This is a genomic window from Burkholderia multivorans ATCC BAA-247 (assembly GCF_000959525.1).
GTDB classification, from domain to species: Bacteria; Pseudomonadota; Gammaproteobacteria; order Burkholderiales; family Burkholderiaceae; genus Burkholderia; species Burkholderia multivorans.
This window is the reverse complement of the sequence record NZ_CP009832.1, coordinates 1,222,046-1,240,929: the sequence shown is the minus strand read 5'-3', so window position 1 is coordinate 1,240,929 and position 18,884 is coordinate 1,222,046. Positions and strand designations below refer to the sequence as shown.

The 18,884-nt window shown below is 66.4% G+C and carries 21 protein-coding genes; 6 read left to right on the top strand and 15 right to left on the bottom strand.

Annotation, left to right across the window (positions count from 1 at the left end):
- The first annotated feature begins 60 nt into the window (after positions 1-60).
- Positions 61-378, top strand: coding sequence for a putative signal transducing protein (locus NP80_RS18230; protein ID WP_006400696.1), 318 nt, complete (start codon positions 61-63; stop codon positions 376-378).
- A 72-nt stretch (positions 379-450) separates the two neighbouring features.
- Here NP80_RS18230 and NP80_RS18225 read toward each other — a convergent pair whose 3' ends face one another.
- From NP80_RS18225 to rpsP, 6 genes are all read right to left on the bottom strand, one after another.
- Positions 451-1,389 (bottom strand): CobD/CbiB family protein, encoded by a 939-nt coding sequence (locus NP80_RS18225; protein WP_006406229.1) that lies wholly within the window; start codon positions 1,387-1,389, stop codon positions 451-453.
- Between the two features lie 120 nt (positions 1,390-1,509).
- Complete coding sequence (locus NP80_RS18220; RefSeq protein WP_006400698.1) at positions 1,510-2,196, bottom strand: CoA pyrophosphatase; 687 nt, start codon at positions 2,194-2,196, stop codon at positions 1,510-1,512.
- Positions 2,197-2,283: 87 nt separating this feature from the next.
- Positions 2,284-2,676 carry a 50S ribosomal protein L19 gene (rplS, locus tag NP80_RS18215; protein WP_006400699.1) on the bottom strand — a complete coding sequence of 131 codons (393 nt, stop codon included), beginning with the start codon at positions 2,674-2,676 and terminating at the stop codon, positions 2,284-2,286.
- Positions 2,677-2,809: 133 nt separating this feature from the next.
- Complete coding sequence (gene trmD, locus NP80_RS18210) at positions 2,810-3,604, bottom strand: tRNA (guanosine(37)-N1)-methyltransferase TrmD (protein WP_006400700.1); 795 nt, start codon at positions 3,602-3,604, stop codon at positions 2,810-2,812.
- Position 3,605: 1 nt separating this feature from the next.
- The gene (gene rimM, locus NP80_RS18205) at positions 3,606-4,277 is read right to left on the bottom strand and encodes a ribosome maturation factor RimM (RefSeq protein ID WP_006406230.1); all 672 of its coding nucleotides are present in this window, start codon (positions 4,275-4,277) and stop codon (positions 3,606-3,608) included.
- A 42-nt stretch (positions 4,278-4,319) separates the two neighbouring features.
- Complete coding sequence (gene rpsP / locus NP80_RS18200; protein ID WP_006400702.1) at positions 4,320-4,574, bottom strand: 30S ribosomal protein S16; 255 nt, start codon at positions 4,572-4,574, stop codon at positions 4,320-4,322.
- Positions 4,575-4,729: 155 nt separating this feature from the next.
- Between rpsP and NP80_RS18195 the strand changes: the two genes are divergently transcribed.
- The gene (locus tag NP80_RS18195; RefSeq protein WP_006411865.1) at positions 4,730-5,869 is read left to right on the top strand and encodes a PQQ-dependent sugar dehydrogenase; all 1,140 of its coding nucleotides are present in this window, start codon (positions 4,730-4,732) and stop codon (positions 5,867-5,869) included.
- A 109-nt stretch (positions 5,870-5,978) separates the two neighbouring features.
- Positions 5,979-6,446 (top strand): NINE protein, encoded by a 468-nt coding sequence (locus NP80_RS18190; RefSeq protein WP_006400704.1) that lies wholly within the window; start codon positions 5,979-5,981, stop codon positions 6,444-6,446.
- 37 nt (positions 6,447-6,483) lie between these two features.
- Here the strand turns inward: NP80_RS18190 and NP80_RS18185 are convergent, their stop codons facing one another.
- Together NP80_RS18185 and NP80_RS18180 are read right to left on the bottom strand one after the other, a co-directional pair.
- Positions 6,484-7,662 carry a PA0069 family radical SAM protein gene (locus NP80_RS18185; protein WP_006400705.1) on the bottom strand — a complete coding sequence of 393 codons (1,179 nt, stop codon included), beginning with the start codon at positions 7,660-7,662 and terminating at the stop codon, positions 6,484-6,486.
- Positions 7,663-7,763: 101 nt separating this feature from the next.
- Complete coding sequence (locus NP80_RS18180) at positions 7,764-8,252, bottom strand: winged helix-turn-helix transcriptional regulator (protein ID WP_006400706.1); 489 nt, start codon at positions 8,250-8,252, stop codon at positions 7,764-7,766.
- 145 nt (positions 8,253-8,397) lie between these two features.
- On the opposite strand from NP80_RS18180, the gene NP80_RS18175 reads away from it, so the two are divergent.
- Positions 8,398-9,684, top strand: coding sequence for a D-amino acid dehydrogenase (locus NP80_RS18175; protein ID WP_006406234.1), 1,287 nt, complete (start codon positions 8,398-8,400; stop codon positions 9,682-9,684).
- A 203-nt stretch (positions 9,685-9,887) separates the two neighbouring features.
- On the opposite strand, the gene NP80_RS18170 is transcribed toward NP80_RS18175, so the two are convergent.
- From NP80_RS18170 to NP80_RS18150, 5 genes are all read right to left on the bottom strand, one after another.
- Positions 9,888-10,823 (bottom strand): electron transfer flavoprotein subunit alpha/FixB family protein, encoded by a 936-nt coding sequence (locus NP80_RS18170; protein WP_006400708.1) that lies wholly within the window; start codon positions 10,821-10,823, stop codon positions 9,888-9,890.
- A 15-nt stretch (positions 10,824-10,838) separates the two neighbouring features.
- A complete protein-coding gene (locus tag NP80_RS18165; protein WP_012213833.1) occupies positions 10,839-11,588 on the bottom strand; it encodes an electron transfer flavoprotein subunit beta/FixA family protein in 750 nt (249 codons plus the stop codon).
- Positions 11,589-11,816: 228 nt separating this feature from the next.
- Complete coding sequence (locus tag NP80_RS18160; protein ID WP_006411864.1) at positions 11,817-12,614, bottom strand: MetQ/NlpA family ABC transporter substrate-binding protein; 798 nt, start codon at positions 12,612-12,614, stop codon at positions 11,817-11,819.
- Positions 12,615-12,642: 28 nt separating this feature from the next.
- The gene (locus tag NP80_RS18155; RefSeq protein WP_006400712.1) at positions 12,643-13,296 is read right to left on the bottom strand and encodes a methionine ABC transporter permease; all 654 of its coding nucleotides are present in this window, start codon (positions 13,294-13,296) and stop codon (positions 12,643-12,645) included.
- Positions 13,286-14,320: a methionine ABC transporter ATP-binding protein gene (locus NP80_RS18150; RefSeq protein ID WP_006414351.1), complete on the bottom strand. Its 1,035-nt coding sequence runs from the start codon at positions 14,318-14,320 to the stop codon at positions 13,286-13,288. Before NP80_RS18150 ends, NP80_RS18155 begins: the two co-directional genes overlap by 11 nt.
- 217 nt (positions 14,321-14,537) lie before the next feature.
- Here NP80_RS18150 and NP80_RS18145 point away from each other — a divergent pair, with 217 nt between their 5' ends.
- Positions 14,538-15,446: an alpha/beta hydrolase gene (locus NP80_RS18145; protein WP_006400714.1), complete on the top strand. Its 909-nt coding sequence runs from the start codon at positions 14,538-14,540 to the stop codon at positions 15,444-15,446.
- Positions 15,447-15,467: 21 nt separating this feature from the next.
- On the opposite strand, the gene NP80_RS18140 is transcribed toward NP80_RS18145, so the two are convergent.
- Positions 15,468-16,391 carry a histone deacetylase family protein gene (locus tag NP80_RS18140; protein ID WP_006410075.1) on the bottom strand — a complete coding sequence of 308 codons (924 nt, stop codon included), beginning with the start codon at positions 16,389-16,391 and terminating at the stop codon, positions 15,468-15,470.
- 43 nt (positions 16,392-16,434) lie between these two features.
- Between NP80_RS18140 and mltB the strand changes: the two genes are divergently transcribed.
- Complete coding sequence (gene mltB, locus NP80_RS18135; protein ID WP_080596201.1) at positions 16,435-17,778, top strand: lytic murein transglycosylase B; 1,344 nt, start codon at positions 16,435-16,437, stop codon at positions 17,776-17,778.
- Between the two features lie 81 nt (positions 17,779-17,859).
- Here the strand turns inward: mltB and cysM are convergent, their stop codons facing one another.
- Entirely contained in the window at positions 17,860-18,762 is a 903-nt protein-coding gene (cysM, locus tag NP80_RS18130) for a cysteine synthase CysM (RefSeq protein WP_006410073.1), read from the bottom strand.
- Positions 18,763-18,884: the final 122 nt, after the last annotated feature.

Genomic DNA, 18,884 nt, shown 5'->3' with positions numbered 1-18,884 from the left:
GCATCACGCCGACCGCATGCGGCCGGCGCGCTACCCTTTCTCGCCATCCGAGGAGCCGCGATGCGTTTCAAGGCGCCCGATCTCGCCACCGCACAGCACTGGGCGAACGTCCTCGAGGCGGCCGGGATCGGCTGCGAGCTGCACAACCGCTATGCGACCGGCGCACTCGGCGGCATTCCGGTCGACGCGTGCGCGCCCGAGCTATGGCTCGACGACGAACGCGACGACGCGCTCGCGCGCCGGCTGCTCGACGCCGCGTCGCGCGGCCCGGCGGCCGGCGCGGCGCCATGGCGATGCAGGCAGTGCGGCGAGGCGCTCGAAGCGCAGTTCACCGCGTGCTGGCATTGCGGCACCGTGCGCGATCCGCGCGACGACTGATCGGCATCACGGCAAAAGCACAAAGGCCGGCATCCAGCCGGCCTTTCGCACATGCACGACGCGACGAACGCGTCACGATACCCATACCGCCAGCGTCAGCATCAGCAGCAGAATCATCCACAGGATCACCGCGCGCCATACGAGGCCGACGGCCGATTGCAGCGTGCGCGGCGTGCAATCGTCGCCGACCGACAGCGGACCGCTGTCGCCGACCGCCAGCGCATCGAGGCTCGACGGCTCGGCGAGCGGCCCCGCGAGCCGCGCGCCGAGCGCGCCGCTGCCCGCGGCGAGCAGCACGCCGTCGTTCGGATCGGGCCACTGGCGCGTATGGTTGCGCCAGGCGTAGATCGCATCCTCGAAGTTGCCGACGATCGCGAAACCGAGTGCGGTGAGCCGCGACGGAATCCAGTCGATCACGAAGAACGCGCGCTGCGCGAACGTAGAAAATTCGGCCGTGCGGTCCTCCCCGGGCGTCGCCCAGCTGCGCGCGAGATATTCGGAGATCCGGTACAGCACCGCGCCGGCCGGGCCGATCGGCAGCACGTACCAGAAGAACACGCCGAACACGTGACGATGCGACGCGACGACCGCATGGATCAGCGTATGACGGACGATTTCGCCGACCGGCATGTCGACGGTATCGATGCCCGTCCACTCGTGCAGGATTTCGCGCGCGCGCGGCACGTCGTCGTTGTTGAGCGCGAGATGGATGTCGGTGAAGTAGTGGCTGAACTGACGGAAGCCGAGCGTGAAATACACGACGGCGACGTTCCACAGGAACGCGAGCACGAAGCTCACCTTGTACAGCAGGAAGTAGATCAGTGCGACGACCAGCACCCACGGCAGCACGACCGCGAGCCACGCGAGGATGCCGTGCTTCTGTTTGCCGGCGTCGAGCCCATGCGCAACGGTTTCCGCGTGAAACTGGAACAGCGCGAACACCGGATTGCTCGGCGACAACGCGCGGACCTGTTCGATGATGAGGGCGAGAAGAACCGAGAAGAAAGTCATGCGTGGCGCCGTCTTCGGAGTTATGTCATTTTTGGCGTAACGATAGCACAGCGTAAGCCACGGATGGCTTCTGGCGCCGCCGCAGCGCGCGCGGCCGCACGCGCGACGCGGTGCGCCGTGTCAGCCGGCGGCCAAGAAGCGATACAGATTGCGCAACATGCCCGCAGTTGCGCCCCAGATGAAGTAATGGCCGCCCGCCTCGCCGTTCGGATAAGGCATCGCAAAAAAACGACGTTCTCCGCCGTCCCAGCGGAACACGCGCACTTGGTGATTGGCGGGATTCATCAGAAACGCGAGCGGCACCTCGAAGATCTCGGCGACTTCGAACGTGTCGGCCTGCACGGTGAACGGCGGATGCACGAGGCCGACCACCGGCGTGACGCAGAAGCCGGTGCCCGTCAGGTAGTCGGGCAGTGCGCCGAGGATCTCGACGCGCTCGTGCGCGAGGCCGATCTCTTCCTTCGCCTCGCGCAGCGCAGTGGCCGTCGCATCGCGATCGTACGGCTCGCGGCGACCGCCGGGGAAGCTGATTTGGCCGGCGTGGTCGTTCAGGTGATCGGCGCGCTGCGTCAGCAGCACGGTCAGGCCCGTGTCGCGCGCGACGAGCGGCACGAGCACCGCGGCGCTGCGCGGATCGACGCCTTCCTGCAGCCGCGCCTCGACGGGCTCGACGCTCCATTCGAGCGTACGGGCAAAGCGCTCGCGCAGGCCGGCCGGCGTCAGCAGCGGCGGCTGAATCGGCGGCAGGCCAGCGCCGGTACCTTCGACGGGCAATACTTCGGGATCGATGATCGGACGGCGATTCAATGGCGCTCTCGAGTTCGTGTCGTATCGAGCATATTGTCGCGCCAGAATGAAAAAAGCACCCGGGTGGGTGCTTTTTCCTTACAGCTCTTACTCTTGGGATGCTGCTGCAGCGCGATCCTTCGACACCAGCTTTTCCTTGATTCGAGCCGACTTGCCCGAACGCTCGCGCAGGTAGTACAGCTTCGCACGACGCACGTCGCCGCGGCGCTTCACGACGATGCTCGCCAGCAGCGGCGAGTACGTCTGGAACGTACGCTCGACGCCTTCGCCCGACGAAATCTTGCGGACGATGAACGACGAGTTCAGACCACGGTTGCGCTTCGCGATCACGACGCCTTCGTAAGCCTGAACGCGCTTGCGGTTACCTTCAACCACGTTCACGTTCACGATCACCGTGTCGCCCGGGGCGAATTCGGGGATCGTCTTGCCTGCGAGCGCGCGCTCGATTTCTTCCTGCTCAAGTTTTGCGATCAGATTCATCACTGACTCCTAAAGCCATCGTGTCGGCGTTTGCGCCCGCCTGCTTCCAGGCCTGGCCCCGATAGAGGATGGATTCACATCAGGCACCGCACACGCATGTACGGCACCGCCATTTCCCGCCCGCGATGCCGCCTCAGGAGGCGTCCTTCGCTTCGCGTGCGAGGTTCGCAAGCCATGCCTCGTCGGCACGGCTCAGCAACTTCTCGCGGCGCGCCCGGACGATCAGGTCCGGCCGCTTCCGCCATGTGTTTCTCAATGCTTCCTGGCGCCGCCACCGCTCGATTTCGGCATGATGCCCGCCGAGCAGCACGTCCGGCACGCGCATGCCCTCGTACTCCTCGGGACGCGTGTAGTGCGGACAATCGAGCAGGCCGTCGACGAAGCTGTCCTGCACGGCCGACTGCGCATCGTTGAGCACGCCCGGCAGCAGTCGCACGACTGCGTCCATCATCGCCATCGCCGGCAGTTCGCCGCCCGACAGCACGAAATCGCCGAGACTGATTTCCTCGTCGACGCAGCGGTCGAGCAGCCGTTGATCGATCGCCTCGTAACGGCCACACAGCACGACGACGCCGGGCTCCTGCGCCATTCGCGTCACACGTTCGTGCGTGAGCGGCGCGCCCTGCGGCGACATCATCACGACACGCGTGCTCGCGATGCCCTGCTCCGCCTGCGCAGCCTTCGCGGCGCCGATCGCGGCCTCGAGCGGCCTGGCCAGCATCACCATGCCCGGACCGCCGCCGTACGGACGATCGTCGACCGTGCGGTAGTTGTCCGTCGTGAAATCACGCGGGTTCCAGGTACGCAGCCCGAAGCGCCCCTGCTTCACGGCCCGGCTGGTGATACCCCAGTCGGTCAGCGCGCGGAACATTTCGGGAAAGAGCGTGACGACATCGAACTGCACCGCGCGCTCCGTGACCTGGTTCATTTCAGTAATCGGCTTCCCAGTCGACGACGATGCGACGCGCCGCCTGGTCTACCGTTTTGACATACACGCCGACGAACGGGATCAGCCGCTCGGCAGCCGCCGGGCGGCCATCCTTGCCGACCGACGGATACTCGACACGCATGATCGAATGCGCGCCGTTGTCGATCATCCCGACCACCTTGCCGAGCGTCGCCGACTGCTCGTTGACGACGTCGAGGCCGATCAGGTCGACCCAATAGAATTCGTCCGCGGCCAATGCCGGGAAATCTTCCCGGCGCACGAACACACGAAAGCCGCGCAGAGCCAGCGCGGCATCGCGGTCGCCTACGCCCGCAGGTTGCGCGACGACCGTGTCGCCGTGCGTCTTGGACTGCACGATACGCGCGGAAAACCGCTGCGTACCCTTTTCCAGCCACCAGCGACGCGCGCTGAGCAGCGCATCGCCACCGCGGCCGGCGTCGGCATGAGTCGCTACCTTGACCCAGCCCTTCAGGCCGTACGCGTCGACTACCGCGCCGACCTCGACCGCATCGTCGGGAAGCGCCTGCACCGCGTCGAGGCCGCCCTGTTCGGCAGCCGCGCCTGCGGGCGCACCGCGCTCGACCGGCTTGCGGACGAATGCGCCGAACGACGCCCGCCCGCGCCTTGCATTACCGGAATCGTGATCCGACATCAATACACCTCACAGCCGGCACGACCGGCACACCGCGCCATGTCAGGCAGCCGGCTGCGCCTTTTGCGCTTCCTTCACGAGACGCTGGACGGTCGGCGACAGTTGCGCGCCCACGCCTTGCCAGTACGTCAGACGATCCTGAGCGATACGCAGCGCTTCGCCCTTCGTCGCGACCGGGTTGTAGAAGCCGACGCGCTCGATGAAGCGGCCGTCACGACGGTTGCGCGAATCGGTAGCAACGATGTTGTAGAACGGGCGCTTCTTCGAGCCGCCGCGAGCCAGACGGATGATAACCATATGAAATCCTTCGGGAAAACCGGGTTCGAAACTACTGAAACACGCGATTATAGCCGGAAACCGGAGGTACAACAAACACTTACGCGCAAAAAATCCGCGGACGGCCTGCGGGCGCGGCATACAATCGTCGTGTCAGCGACCGCCCCCGCGCCGCCATGCCGCTCTTTCGCGCCCTTCCGACGTGCCGCACGCCGCGCCGCCTCGCCACGTTGCTCGCCGCCCTTGCCTGCTCGGCCGCAGCCGCGAGCGCCGCGGCGCGGCTGCCCGTCGACGAACTCGTCGTGCCGCCCGGCTTCCATGTCGAGGTACTTACCGACGCGGTGCCGAGCGCGCGCGAAATGGCGTGGTCGCCGCGCGGTGTGTTGTACGTCGGCACCCGCGAAGGCCGCGTGCATGCGTTCACGATGCAGGGCGGCCGGATTGGCGCACACTACGTGATCGCGTCCGGGCTCGACATGCCGGTCGGCGTCGCGTACCGCGACGGCACACTCTATATCTCCGCCGTGTCGCGCATTCTACGCATCGACGGCATCGACGACCGGCTCGCGAAGCCGCCCGCGCCGGCCGTGGTCACCGACACGCTGCCCACCCAGCATCATCACGACTGGAAATTCATTGCGTTCGGTCCCGACGGCAAGCTCTACGTGCCGACCGGCGCGCCGTGCAACGTCTGCCTCGCGGACCGCAACCGCTACGCGATCATCGAGCGGATGAACGCCGACGGCAGCGGCCGCGACGTGTTCGCGCGCGGCATACGCAATACGGTCGGCTTCGCATGGCATCCGGATACGGGCGAGCTCTGGTTTACCGACAACGGGCGGGACCTGATGGGCGACGACGTGCCGGACGACAAGCTGAACCGCGCGCCACGCGCCGGGCTCGACTTCGGCTTCCCCTACTGCCATGGCGGCGATACGCCCGACCCCGAATTCGGCAGCGCCGACGTTTGCCGCCGCTACGTGCCGCCCGTGCTGAAGCTCGGCGCACACGTGGCCGCGCTCGGGATGCGCTTCTATACGGGCCCGATGTTTCCGGCGTCGTACCGCAACAACGTCTTCATCGCCGAGCACGGGTCGTGGAACCGCAGCGCGAAGGTCGGCTACCGCATCATGCGCGCGATCGTCTCCGCGGACGGCAGCCACGCTCGGCAGACGCCGTTCGTCACAGGCTGGCTGCGACCGGACGGCAGCGTTTGGGGCCGCCCCGCCGACGTGCTGCCGCTGCCCGACGGTTCGCTACTCGTCAGCGACGATTACGCAGGCGCGATCTACCGGATCACGTATGCGGCACCTTGACGCAGCGTGCGGATGACCGGCCCCGACCGGGCATCGTAGAATGCGTGCCGGGCCGTGCGCCCGCGCCGGCCTGCCGGCTGCCCATGCCAACGACAATACGCCGCCATCCATGTCCAGCAGCACCGCTTCGTCCCGCCGCTTCCGCTCCAAGACGCTCACCGCCGCCCTCGCCTTCCTGTTCGGTTCGCTCGGCGCCCACCGCTTCTATCTGTACGGCTTTCGCGACGTCTTCGGCTGGGCGCACATACTCGCGACGCTCGTCGGCATCCCCGGCTTCCTGCTGCTCGCGGCGACGCAGCGCAGCGCGACGCTCGGCTGGTGGCTCGCGGTGCCGGGCGCGATCTCGCTGCTGGCCGCGTTCCTCGCCGCGCTCGTCTACGGACTGCGGCCGGACGAGAAATGGGACGCGCAATTCAACGCCGGAACCGGCAAACATAGCCGCTCGGGCTGGACCGTGATCTTCGTCGTGATCTTTTCGCTGCTGATCGGCGCGTTCCTGCTGATGACTGCGCTCGCGCTGTCGTTCCAGACGTATTTCGAAGCGCAGGTCGAAGCGGCGAAGCAGATTTCGCAATGAGCGCCGGTGTGCGGGCGCCGACCGCGTCGCACACCGATCAGAACAGGCTCATCTGCACGTCGTCGCGCACCGGCTGGGCGGGCGCCCTGCGCGTAGCGCGCGGCGCGGCCGCCACGCTCGCCGGTGCCGCACGAAACTGCGAGAGATCGAGAATGCCGTGCCGGCGTTCGTTCAGCCCGAGCCGCTTCACCGCCTGCCGAAACCGCTGTCGCAGCAGGTCGGCCCAGATGCCCTCGCCCTTCATCCGCTTCGCGAAATCGGAGTCATAGTCCTTTCCGCCGCGCATGTCGCGCACGCGATTCATCACGCGGTCCGCCCGATCGGGAAAATGTGCGGCCAGCCAGCTCTTGAACAGCGGTGCGACCTCCCAGGGCAGCCGCAGAATGATGTAGCTCGCGTGCGTCGCGCCGGCTTCCGCGCACGCTTCGAGCACACGTTCGAGATCGGGCTCGGTGACGAACGGAATCAGCGGTGCGATGCTCACGCCGACCGGCACGCCCGCGTCACGCAGCGCGCGAATCGTGCGCAGCCGGCGCGCCGGCGTGGCCGCGCGCGGCTCGAGCGTGCGCGCCAGATCCGCATCGAGCGTCGTGATCGTGACCGCGGCCATCACCTGCCCACGTTCGGCCATCGGCGCGAGCAGATCGAGATCGCGCTCGATCAGCGACGATTTCGTGATCGCCGCAAACGGCAGCCCGCGATCGTGCATCACCTCGATCACGCTGCGCGTGATCCGCAAGTCGCGCTCGACCGGCTGGTAGGCATCGGTGTTCACGCCGAGCGCGATGGGCTCGGGCACATAGGACTTGCGCGAAATCTCGCGTTCGAGCAGTTCCGCCGCGTTGATCTTCGCGTAGATGCGGCTCTCGAAGTCCAGCCCCGGCGACAGCCCCAGATAGCTGTGCGTCGGCCGCGCGAAACAGTAAATGCAGCCATGTTCGCAGCCGCGATACGGATTGAGCGACACGCTGAACGGGATGTCGGGCGATTGATTGCGCGTCAAAATGCTCTTCGCGCGCTCCTCGAACACCTGCGTGCGCAACGGCGCGGGCAGATCGGCATCGTCCGACACGTGCGCCCAGCCATCGTCGACGGCCTCGCGCAACGCGCTCTCGTACCGCCCCTGCAGATTGTCGACGGCGCCGCGCCCCTTGAGGGGCACCGGCGGCGCTATCGGAAATTCATTGTCGGACCGATCGTCCATCTGCGCACCCATTCGCCTTCACCCAATACTGGATATTTATACAGTATCGGGTGAAGGCTGCCAAGTGCGCGATAAGGGGTCGGATGGCCGGGTCGGACGGCACCCACGCGCTCTCAGTCGCCAACCGAAATCGTCAGCGTTTCCTTGATCTCTTCCATCACGACGTAGCTCTTCGACTGCACGGCGCCCGGCAGCTGCAGCAGGATGTCGCCGAGCAGTTTCCGGTAGTCGGCCATCTCCCCGATGCGCGCCTTGATCAGATAGTCGAAGTCGCCCGACACGAGGTGGCATTCGAGCACCTCGTCGATCTTCATGACTTCGCGGCGGAACTGCTCGAACATGTTGCCGCCCTTGTGGCCGAGCGTGATCTCGACGAACACCAGCAGCGCCGCGCCGAGCTGCGCGGGATCGACGCGCGCGTGATAGCCCGTGATCACGCCGTCGCGCTCCATGCGGCGCACGCGCTCGATGCACGGCGTGACGGTCAGCCCGACCTGCTCGGCGAGGTCCTTCATCGCCATCCGGCCATCCTCCTGCAGCAGTTTCAGGATGCGGCGGTCGAGCTTGTCGAGCGTGCGTACTGGCTGGCGTTGCGTTCTCATTGGTTTATGCTGAAAACCTGAAAAATACGATAACAAAACCTACAGATTCGACAATACCATAGCGCAAAAAACTAGATCAGTCAGAGGTTACACGGAGACGCAGGTGCGCCCGGCCTCGAGCTGATTTCTTCGATGTGGAGCAGCTATGCGAGTCGTCATTCTGGGCAGCGGTGTGGTGGGCGTGGCAAGCGCGTATTACCTCGCGCGCGCCGGTCATGAGGTCACGGTGATCGACCGGGAAGCCGGCCCGGCGCTCGAGACGAGCTTCGCGAATGCCGGCCAGATCTCGCCCGGCTATGCGGCGCCGTGGGCCGCGCCCGGCGTGCCGCTGAAGGCCGTCAAGTGGATGTTCGAAAAGCATGCGCCGCTCGCGATCCGCCTCGACGGCACGCGCTTCCAGCTCCAGTGGATGTGGCAGATGCTGCGCAACTGCACGGCCGAGCGCTATGCGGTCAACAAGAGCCGTATGGTGCGCCTTGCCGAGTACAGCCGCGACTGCCTGCAGGCGCTGCGCGCCGACACCGGCATCCAGTACGAGGGCCGCACGGGCGGCACGCTGCAGCTGTTCCGCACGCAGCAGCAACTCGATGGCGCGGCGAAGGACATCGCGGTGCTGCGGGAAGCGAACGTGCCGTTCGAACTGCTCTCGCCGGCCGAGCTGAAGAACGCGGAACCGGCGCTCGCGGCCGTCTCGCACAAGCTCACCGGCGGCCTGCGTCTGCCGGGTGACGAAACGGGCGACTGCCAGCTGTTCACGACGCGCCTCGCGGCGCTGGCCGAATCGCTCGGCGTGAAATTCCGCTACAACACGCCGATCGACGGGCTGGCGATCGCGGGCGGCAAGATCGCGGGCGTGCAGTGCGGCAGCGAGACGGTGCGCGCCGACGCGTACGTCGTCGCGCTCGGCTCGTACTCGACGAATTTCGTCGCGAACCTGATGAAGATCCCGGTCTATCCGCTGAAGGGCTATTCGATCACTGCGCCGATCGTCGATGAAGCGGCCGCGCCGGTGTCGACGGTGCTCGACGAAACCTACAAGATCGCGATCACGCGTTTCGACCAGCGCATCCGCGTCGGCGGGATGGCGGAAATCGTCGGCTTCGACAAGACGCTGCGCGCGGCACGCCGCGAGACGCTCGAAATGTGCGTGAACGATCTGTTCCCGGGCGGCGGCGACACGTCGAAGGCCACGTTCTGGACGGGCCTGCGCCCGATGACGCCGGACGGCACGCCGATCGTCGGCCGCACGCCGGTGTCGAACCTGTTCCTGAACACGGGCCACGGCACGCTCGGCTGGACGATGTCGTGCGGCTCCGGCCAGCTGCTCGCCGATCTGATTTCCGGCAAGAAGCCGGCGATCCAGGCGGACGATCTGTCGGTACATCGCTACCTGAAGGAAGTCGCAGGCCAGACGCGCCCGGCTTACGCATAAGCGGCGACGGCCGCGCGAGCGGCCGGCCGTGCGACGAGAAAGCGCCCCTGCGGGCGCTTTTTTGTTGACGGGACGAGACGCACGGCGCGACGGACATTCGCGCCTCCGTCCCGCCGCTTTCCGCCGAAACGAAAAAGGGGCGCTCGTCGCGCCCCTCGTTTCGCTGCTTGACGCTGCTTATCTCCGCGTCGCGTCACGCCGCATCAGCCAAGCTCGCTGACGAGCTCCGGCACGAGCGTGAACAGATCGCCGACGAGACCGTAGTCGGCCACGCTGAAGATCGGTGCTTCGGGATCCTTGTTGATCGCGACGATCACCTTCGAATCCTTCATGCCGGCCAAATGCTGGATCGCGCCCGAGATGCCGACCGCGATGTACAGCTGCGGCGCGACGATCTTGCCGGTCTGGCCGACCTGATAATCGTTCGGCACGTAGCCGGCATCGACTGCCGCGCGCGACGCGCCGAGTGCGGCCGACAGCTTGTCAGCCAGCGGCTCCAGCACCTTCGTGTAGTTCTCGCCGCTGCCCAGGCCACGACCGCCCGACACGATGATGCTCGCGCTGGTCAGCTCCGGACGGTCCAGCTTCGTCACTTCACGGCTGACGAACTGCGACACGCCTGCATCGGCCGCCGCTTCGATCTTCTCGACCGATGCGCTGCCGCCTTCGGCCGCGACCGGATCGAAACCCGTCGCCCGCACCGTGATCACCTTGATCGGGTCGCTCGACTGCACCGTCGCAATCGCGTTGCCGGCGTAGATCGGGCGCTCGAACGTGTCGGCCGAATCGACCGCCGTGATGTCCGAGATCTGCGCGACATCGAGCTTCGCGGCGATACGCGGTGCGATGTTCTTGCCGTACGCGGTCGCCGGCGCGAGGATGTGCGAATAGTCCTTCGCGATGTTCAGCGCCGTTGCTTCGACGTTTTCCGCGAGGCCCGCTTCGAGCTGCGGCGCGTCGGCCAGCAGTACCTTCGACACGCCGGCGATCTTCGCTGCCGCATCGGCTGCGCCCTGCGCGTTGTGACCTGCGACCAGCACGTGAATGTCGCCGCCGATCTTTGCCGCCGCCGCCACCGTGTTCAGCGTCGCGGCCTTGATCGACGCGTTGTCGTGTTCTGCAATTACCAGAATCGTCATTTCTTTCCGCTCCCTTTACAGCACCTTGGCTTCGGTCTTCAGCTTCTCGACCAGCGTCTTCACGTCCGGCACCTTCACGCCGGCCGCGCGCTTCGGCGGCTCGACCACCTTCAGCGTCTTCAGACGCGGCGCGACATCCACGCCGAGGTCTTCCGGCTTCACCGTTTCCAGCGGCTTCTTCTTCGCCTTCATGATGTTCGGCAGCGTCACGTAGCGCGGCTCGTTCAGGCGCAGGTCGGTGGTAACCACCGCCGGCAGCGTCAGCGACAGCGTTTCCGCGCCGCCGTCGACTTCGCGTGCCACCGTCGCCTTGCCGTCGGCGATCGTCACCTTCGATGCGAACGTCGCTTGCGGCAGGCCTGCCAGCGCGGCGAGCATCTGGCCGGTCTGGTTCGAATCGTCGTCGATCGCCTGCTTGCCGAGGATCACGAGCTGCGGCTGCTCCTTGTCGACGAGCGCCTTCAGGATCTTCGCGACGGCCAGCGGCTCGACGCCGTCGTTCGACTCGACGAGGATCGCGCGATCCGCACCGATCGCGAGCGCCGTGCGCAGCGTTTCCTGCGCCTGCGCCACACCGACCGACACGGCGACCACTTCGGTCGCGACGCCCGCTTCCTTCAGGCGCACGGCTTCTTCAACGGCGATTTCGTCGAACGGGTTCATCGACATCTTCACGTTCGCGATGTCGACGCCCGTGTTGTCCGACTTCACGCGGACCTTCACGTTGTAATCGACCACTCTTTTCACTGGCACCAGGATTTTCATGCACACGCTCCAAAGTTACGAATACGACCAGAGGCCATTCTATAGCGAGGCCCCATGACTGCGCGGCCAACGGGCCAATCCATCGCGGCTGTCGAGGATAACGCTCCTCCGCGGCGCGCCGGCAATAGCGAACGGTCGTTCTATTTTAAAAGAGAAAAAACCCGGACGCAAAGCCCGGGTTTTCGATCAGCGACTCTAATCACCGTCGGGCACGCGAGACGCAATGCGTCACCAGGCGGCGATCACGGCGCCGCCGAACTTGCCGTCGATGAACTGCTTCACCTCCGGCGAATGATAGGCCGCGACCAGCTTCGCGACCCACGGCTTGTTCCGGTCCGGCTCGCGGATCGCGATGACGTTCGCGTACGGGCCGTTCGGACCCTCGATCGCGATCGCGTCCTGCTTCGGCTTCAGCCCCGCTTCCATCGCATAGTTCGTGTTGATCGCCGCCGCGTCGACGTCGCCGAGCGAACGCGGAATCTGCGCCGCGTCGAGCTCGACGATCTTCAGCTTGCGCGGATTGTCGACGATGTCGAGCGGCGTCGCCTTGAGCCCCGCATCCGCCCGCAGCTTCAGCACGCCCTGTTTCTGCAGCAACAGCAGCGCGCGGCCGCCGTTGGTCGGATCGTTCGGGATCGCGACGCGCGCGCCGGGCTTCAGTTCGGCCAGCGATTTCACGCGCTTCGAATAAATGCCCATCGGGAACGTGACGGTGTCCGCGACCTTGATCAGCTTGTAGCCGCGGTCCTTCACCTGCGCCTGCAGATACGGATCGTGCTGATAGCTGTTCGCATCGAGATCGCCGGCCGCGAGCGCCGCGTTCGGCTGCACGTAGTCGGCGAATTCGACGATGCGCACGTCGAGTCCGCTCTTCGCCGCGACCTTCTTCACGACCTCCATGATCTGCGCGTGCGGGCCGCCCGTCACGCCTACCTTGATGGTTTCGGCCTGCGCGGCTTGCGCGCCCGCGAACAGCGCGGCTGCGCCGAGCGCCGCCGCGAACTTCAGCATGAAGCGTCGTTGCATCGTCTCCCCCGATGAGAATGAATGTCGCTTACTTGTGGCTCAGGCGCCGGACCAGCCAGTCGCCGAACGACTGCACGATCTGCACGAACACGATCAGGATCGCGACGACCGTCCACATCACTTCCGGCAGATAGCGCTGATAGCCATAGCGGATGCCCAGATCGCCGAGGCCGCCGCCGCCGATCGCACCTGCCATCGCCGAATAGCCGACCAGCGACACGAACGTGATCGTCAGCCCGGCGACGATGCCCGGCAGCGATTCCGGCAGCAAAACCTTGAAGACGATCTGCGACGTCGTCGCGCCCATCGACTGCGCAGCTTCGATCAGGCCGCGATCGACTTCGCGCAGCGCCGTCTCGACGAGTCGCGCGATGAACGGCGCGGCCGCGAGCGTCAGCGGCACGACCGCCGCGGCCGTGCCGATCGACGAGCCCGTGACGAGCCGCGTAAACGGAATCACCGCCACGAGCAGAATGATGAACGGCGTCGAGCGCACCGCGTTGACGACACCGCCGAGCACGCGATTGACCGCGAGGTTCTGCAGCACGCCCTGCCGGTCGGTCAGATAGAGCAGCACGCCGAGCGGCAGCCCGACGAGCGCGCCGACCGCCCCGGAGATGCCGACCATGATCAGCGTCTCCCAGAACGACTGCACGAACATATCGAACATCTCACTCAACATACGAAAGCTCCTCGACCACCACACCTTGCTCGCGCAGGAACGCGAGCGCCTGTCCGACCTTGCCCGGCTCGCCGCCGGCCAGCACCGCGAGCGAACCGAACGCCTGCCCCTGGATCTCGTCGATCTGGCCGTGCAGGATATTGAAATCGAGTTCGTAGCGGCGGATCGTCTCCGACAGGATCGGCTGGTCGACGCCGGACCCGGTGAACGCGAGGCGCAGCAGATGCCCGCTGCCCGTCTTCAGCCGCTCGGCGACGCGCGCCTTCAGCGCGGGCGGCAGCTCCTGCGCGATCACGTCGCCGATCAGCGCGCGCGTGACTTCGTGATGCGGCTGCAGGAACACGTCGATCACGCGCCCCTCTTCGACGACGCGACCCGCATCGAGCACCGCGACGCGATCGCAGACCTGCTTGATCACTTCCATCTGGTGCGTGATCAGCACGATCGTCAGCCCGAGCTCGCGGTTGATCCGCTTGAGCAGGTCGAGAATCGAGCGCGTCGTTTCCGGATCGAGCGCGGAAGTCGCTTCGTCGGACAGCAGCACCTTCGGCTTGCTCGCGAGCGCACGCGCGATTCCGACGCGCTGTTTCTGGCCGCCGCTGATCTGTGCCGGGTAGCGGTCCTTCTGCGCGGACAGCCCAACGAGCTCGAGCAGCGGCAGTACCGCGGCCTCGATTTCGGCGCGGCTTGCGCCCGCGAGCTCGAGCGGCAGCGCGACGTTGTCGAACACGGTGCGCGACGACAGCAGATTGAAGTGCTGGAAGATCATCCCGATCTGGCGACGCGCCTCGCGCAGTTCGCCCGCCGACAGCAGCGTCAGATCGCGGCCCGCGACCGTCACGTTGCCCTCGCTCGGCCGAGTGAGCAGGTTGATGGTGCGCACGAGCGTGCTCTTGCCGGCACCGCTTCGGCCGATGATGCCGAACACTTCGCCCTGCGGAATCGTCAGATTGACGTTGTGCAGCGCTTCGACCCAACCGTTCGGGCCCGGAAAACGCTGCGACAGATTGCGTAATTCGATCATGTAAACAAAACGGCGACCGGCTGGCGAGCAGGCCCGCCAGTCGGCCGCCGATGCATCTGGAATAGCCGGCGATTTTACCGCAAACGTCTCATTCCACTTAATAATCGATTTCGATCTTTTCATAACCGCACGATATTAGAGGAACGCCGCGAGCGCGCCGACGCGGCGGCGCGACTATGATCCCGACACGCCGACGAACCAACGGGAGACACGCGAGATGACGGTTACGACCATGCAGACCGAGGCGCCGGCCGACGCACGCACGGCGCCCGCGCCGCACATCGGGCGGCTGCGCACGGCGGACGGACTCGAGCTGGCGTCGTACCGTTGGCCGGCCGACGCCCGCGCTGCGCCGCCGCGCGCGACGGTCGCGCTGTTGCACGGCCTTGCCGAACACGCGGGCCGTTACGCGCCGCTCGCAGCCCGCCTGAACGCGGCCGGCATCGACCTGCTCGCGATCGACCTGCGCGGCCACGGCCGCTCGCCCGGCAAGCGCGCCTGGGTCGCGCGCTTCGACGAATACCTCGACGACGCCGACGCGCTCGTGGACGAAGCCGCGCGCGCGCCGACGCCGCTGTTCCTGATGGGCCACAGCATGGGCGGTGCGATCGCCGCGCTGTACGCGATCGAGCGCGCGCCGGCGCGCGCATGCACGCTGGCCGGCCTCGTGCTGTCCAGCCCCGCGCTCGCGCCGGGCCGCGACGTGCCGCGCTGGATGCTCGCGCTTAGCCGCCTGATCAGTCGAGTCTGGCCGACCTTCCCGGCGATCCGGATCGACGCGGCGCTGCTGTCGCGCGACGCGGACGTGGTCGCCGCGAATCGCGCGGATCCGCTCGTGCATCACGGCCCCGTGCCGGCGCGCACGGGCGCGGAAATCCTCGACGCGATGGCGCGCATCGAGCGCGGCCGCAGCGCGCTGCGCGTTCCGGTGCTCGTCTACCACGGCACCGCGGACAAACTGACCGAACCGGACGGCAGCCGCACGTTCGGCGCGCGCGTCGGCTCGGCCGACCGCACGCTGACGCTATACGAAGGCGGATTTCACGAAACGATGAACGACATCGAGCGCGAGCGCGTGATCGATGCGCTGATCGGCTGGATAGATGCGCGCGTGCCGGCGCGCTGAGTGCGCGCCGGGCGCGGGCCGTCAGATGCCGGCGAGCACGCGCAGATGCGCGACGACACTGCGGCCGAGCGCCGACAGGTTGTAGCCGCCCTCGAGACAGCTGACGATGCGGCCCTGCGCATGCCGGCGCGCAACGTCGACGATCTGTGCGGTGAGCCACTCGAAGTCGGCTTCGACGAGACCGAGATTGCCGATGTCGTCCTCGCGATGCGCATCGAAGCCCGCGGATACGAACAGCATCTGCGGCTTGAACGCGTCGAGACGCGGCAGCCAGAACATGTCGACCGCTTCGCGGATCGCCATTCCGTTGCTGCGCGCGGGCATCGGCAGGTTCACCATGTTCGGCGCCTGATGATCGACGCCCGAGAACGGATACAGCGGATGCTGGAAGAAGCTGCACATCAGCACGCGCGCGTCGTTCGCGAACGCGGCCTCGGTGCCGTTGCCGTGATGCACGTCGAAATCGACGATCGCGACGCGCTCGAGGCCGTGCACGTCGAGCGCGTGCCGCGCCGCGACCGCGACGTTGTTGAAGAAGCAGAAGCCCATCGCGCGCGCGGGCTCGGCATGATGGCCGGGCGGACGCACGCTGCAGAACGCGTTCGCGTAGCGGCCCTCGATCACCGCGTCGGTCGCCGCGACCGCGGCGCCGGCCGCGCGCAATGCGGCGCGCCACGTGTCGCGGTTCATCAGCGTATCGGGGTCGATCTCGACGTAGCCGTCGACGGGCGTCAACCCGCGCAGATAGTCGATGTGCGCCTGCGTATGCACGCGGCCGAGCGCGACTTCGCTCGCGAACGGCGCCGTTTCGTGCACGATCAGATCGTCGATGCGGCTCGCGATCAGCTGATCCTGGATCGCCGACAGCCGGGCCGGGCATTCCGGATGCCACTGCCCCATCTCGTGCAGCATGCAGTCGGGGTGCGTATAGAAGGCGGTTGCCATAACGTGTCATCTGCAGCGCTGGATGCGCCGCAGGTCTCCTTCAATGATGTCCATCGTCTGCCGCGAATTCGCCGCTAACTTACCACATCGCGCGTCCGCTTCGCGTCGGCGCGCGGGATGCGTCGGGTATACTGCGCCGAACACAATCGCCCTGTCCGAGCGCTTCGACATGAATTTCAGCAAGCCTGCCGCCCTTCTCTCCGCGCTGTTCCGCGCTCGCCTTCCGCTCGTCGTCGCTGCCGTCGCCGCATTGTGCGCGGCGCCCGCCGGCGCACAGACGGCGTCCGCGAAATCCGGCCTGCGCGTCGCGCAGGCGCAGCCGCAACAGCCGGCGCAGCCGGGCCAGACTTTCGAAGAAGAGATCGTTCCGCAGCGCTACGCGAACAATCCGAAGATCGATGCGTTCATCGACGACATGGCGAGCCGCAACGGTTTCGACGCCGCGAGCCTGCATGCGCTGTTCTCGCGCGTCAGCTACTCGGCGACGGCCGTCAAGCTCGTGCGGCCCGCACCGACGCCGACCGTGAAGAACTGGCGCGTCTATCGTTCGCGCTTCATCGAGCCGATCCGCATCAACGCGGGCGTGAAGTTCTGGAAGGCGAACCAGGCGACGTTGCAGCGCGCGTCGCAGGAGTTCGGCGTGCCGCCGGAAGTGATCGTCGGCATCATCGGCGTCGAAACGATCTACGGCCGCTACATGGGCAACTTCCGCGTGCTCGATGCGCTGACGACGCTGGCGTTCGACTATCCGGACACGCCGAACCGCGACAGCCGTCAGGCGACGTTCCGCAAGAACCTCGAGGATTTCCTCGTGTGGACGCGCGACAGCCAGCTCGACCCGACCACCGTGCTCGGTTCGTACACGGGCGCGATCGGCATTCCGCAGTTCCTGCCGAGCAGCATCCGCGACTATGCGGTCGACTACGACGGCACCGGTCGCGTCGATCTGCGCAGCAGCGCGGCCGATGCGATCGGCAGCGTTGCGAACTATCTGAAGCAGCACGGCTGGGAAACCGACCGTCCCGTGGTGTGGCAGATCACGCCCGATACGGGCAGCCTCGGCATCGCGCAGGCGGCCGCCGACGGTCAGCCCGAACCGCACTGGGCGCTGTCGCAACTGCTGCGCGCCGGCATGACGCTGAACGAACCGACGGTCAACATCACGACGGAAGCCGGCACGCCCGTTACGGTCGTGGACTTGCCCTCGCCGGGCAGTGCGACCGAATACATGCTCGGCCTCAAGAACTTCTACGTGCTGACGCGTTACAACCGCAGCTTCTTCTATGCGCTCGCCGTGTATCAGCTCGGCGAAGCGGTGAAGGCGCAGATGGAAGCGAGCGGCGCACTGCCGCCGAGCGATGCGGACTCGCAGTCGACGTCGCAGTAATCCTGCCCGCCATCAAGAAAAACGCCGCTGCATGCGGCGTTTTTTTGTTGTTGAAGCGCGGCCCGTGCGAGGCGCGCAGCGTCACGCCGGAAACACGCCGGTAGACAGATAGCGGTCGCCGCGATCGCAGATGATGAAGACGATCGTCGCGTTCTCGACCTGACGCGCGATGCGCATCGCGACTTCGCATGCGCCGCCCGACGAAATGCCGGCAAAAATGCCTTCGACCGACGCGAGCCGGCGCGCCATCGTCTCGGCTGCGGCCTGGCTCACGTTCTCGACGCGATCGACGCGGCTGCGCTCGAAAATCGTCGGCATATAGGCTTCCGGCCACTTGCGAATGCCCGGAATGCGCGAGCCGTCTTCCGGCTGCGCACCGATGATCTCGATCGCCGGATTCTGTTCCTTCAGATAGCGCGACGTGCCCATGATCGTGCCCGTCGTGCCCATCGCGGACACGAAGTGCGTGACGCGCCCTTCGGTGTCGCGCCAGATCTCCGGGCCGGTGCCTTCGTAGTGTGCGATCGGATTGTCGGGATTGCCGAATTGATCGAGGATCACGCCCTTGCCTTCGCGCTGCATCTGCTCCGCGAGATCGCGCGCCAGTTCCATCCCGCCCTTCACCGGCGTCAGGATGATCTCTGCGCCGTACGCGGCCATGCTCTGCCGACGCTCGACGGACAGATCCTCGGGCATGATCAGCACCATCTTGTAGCCGCGGATCGCGGCGGCCATCGCGAGCGCGATGCCCGTGTTGCCGCTCGTCGCTTCGATCAGCGTATCGCCCGGCTTGATGCGGCCGCGTGCCTCGGCCTTGCTGATCATCGACAGTGCCGGGCGATCCTTCACGGACCCGGCCGGATTGTTGCCCTCCAGCTTCGCGAGAATCACGTTGTTGCGCGCGCGAATCTCGTCGTCCGGCAGGCGGACCAGTTGCACGAGCGGCGTGTTGCCGATCGTGTCTTCGATAGTTTTGTAAGCCATGGAGATACCGTGAGTGCGAGGCCGATCAATCGGTCGATTGTAAACCACCGCCCGTCGCCGCGCCCGCAACCCACATTGCAACGATGGAATACGCGACGTGCCGCGCAACGTGCGCCCGTCAG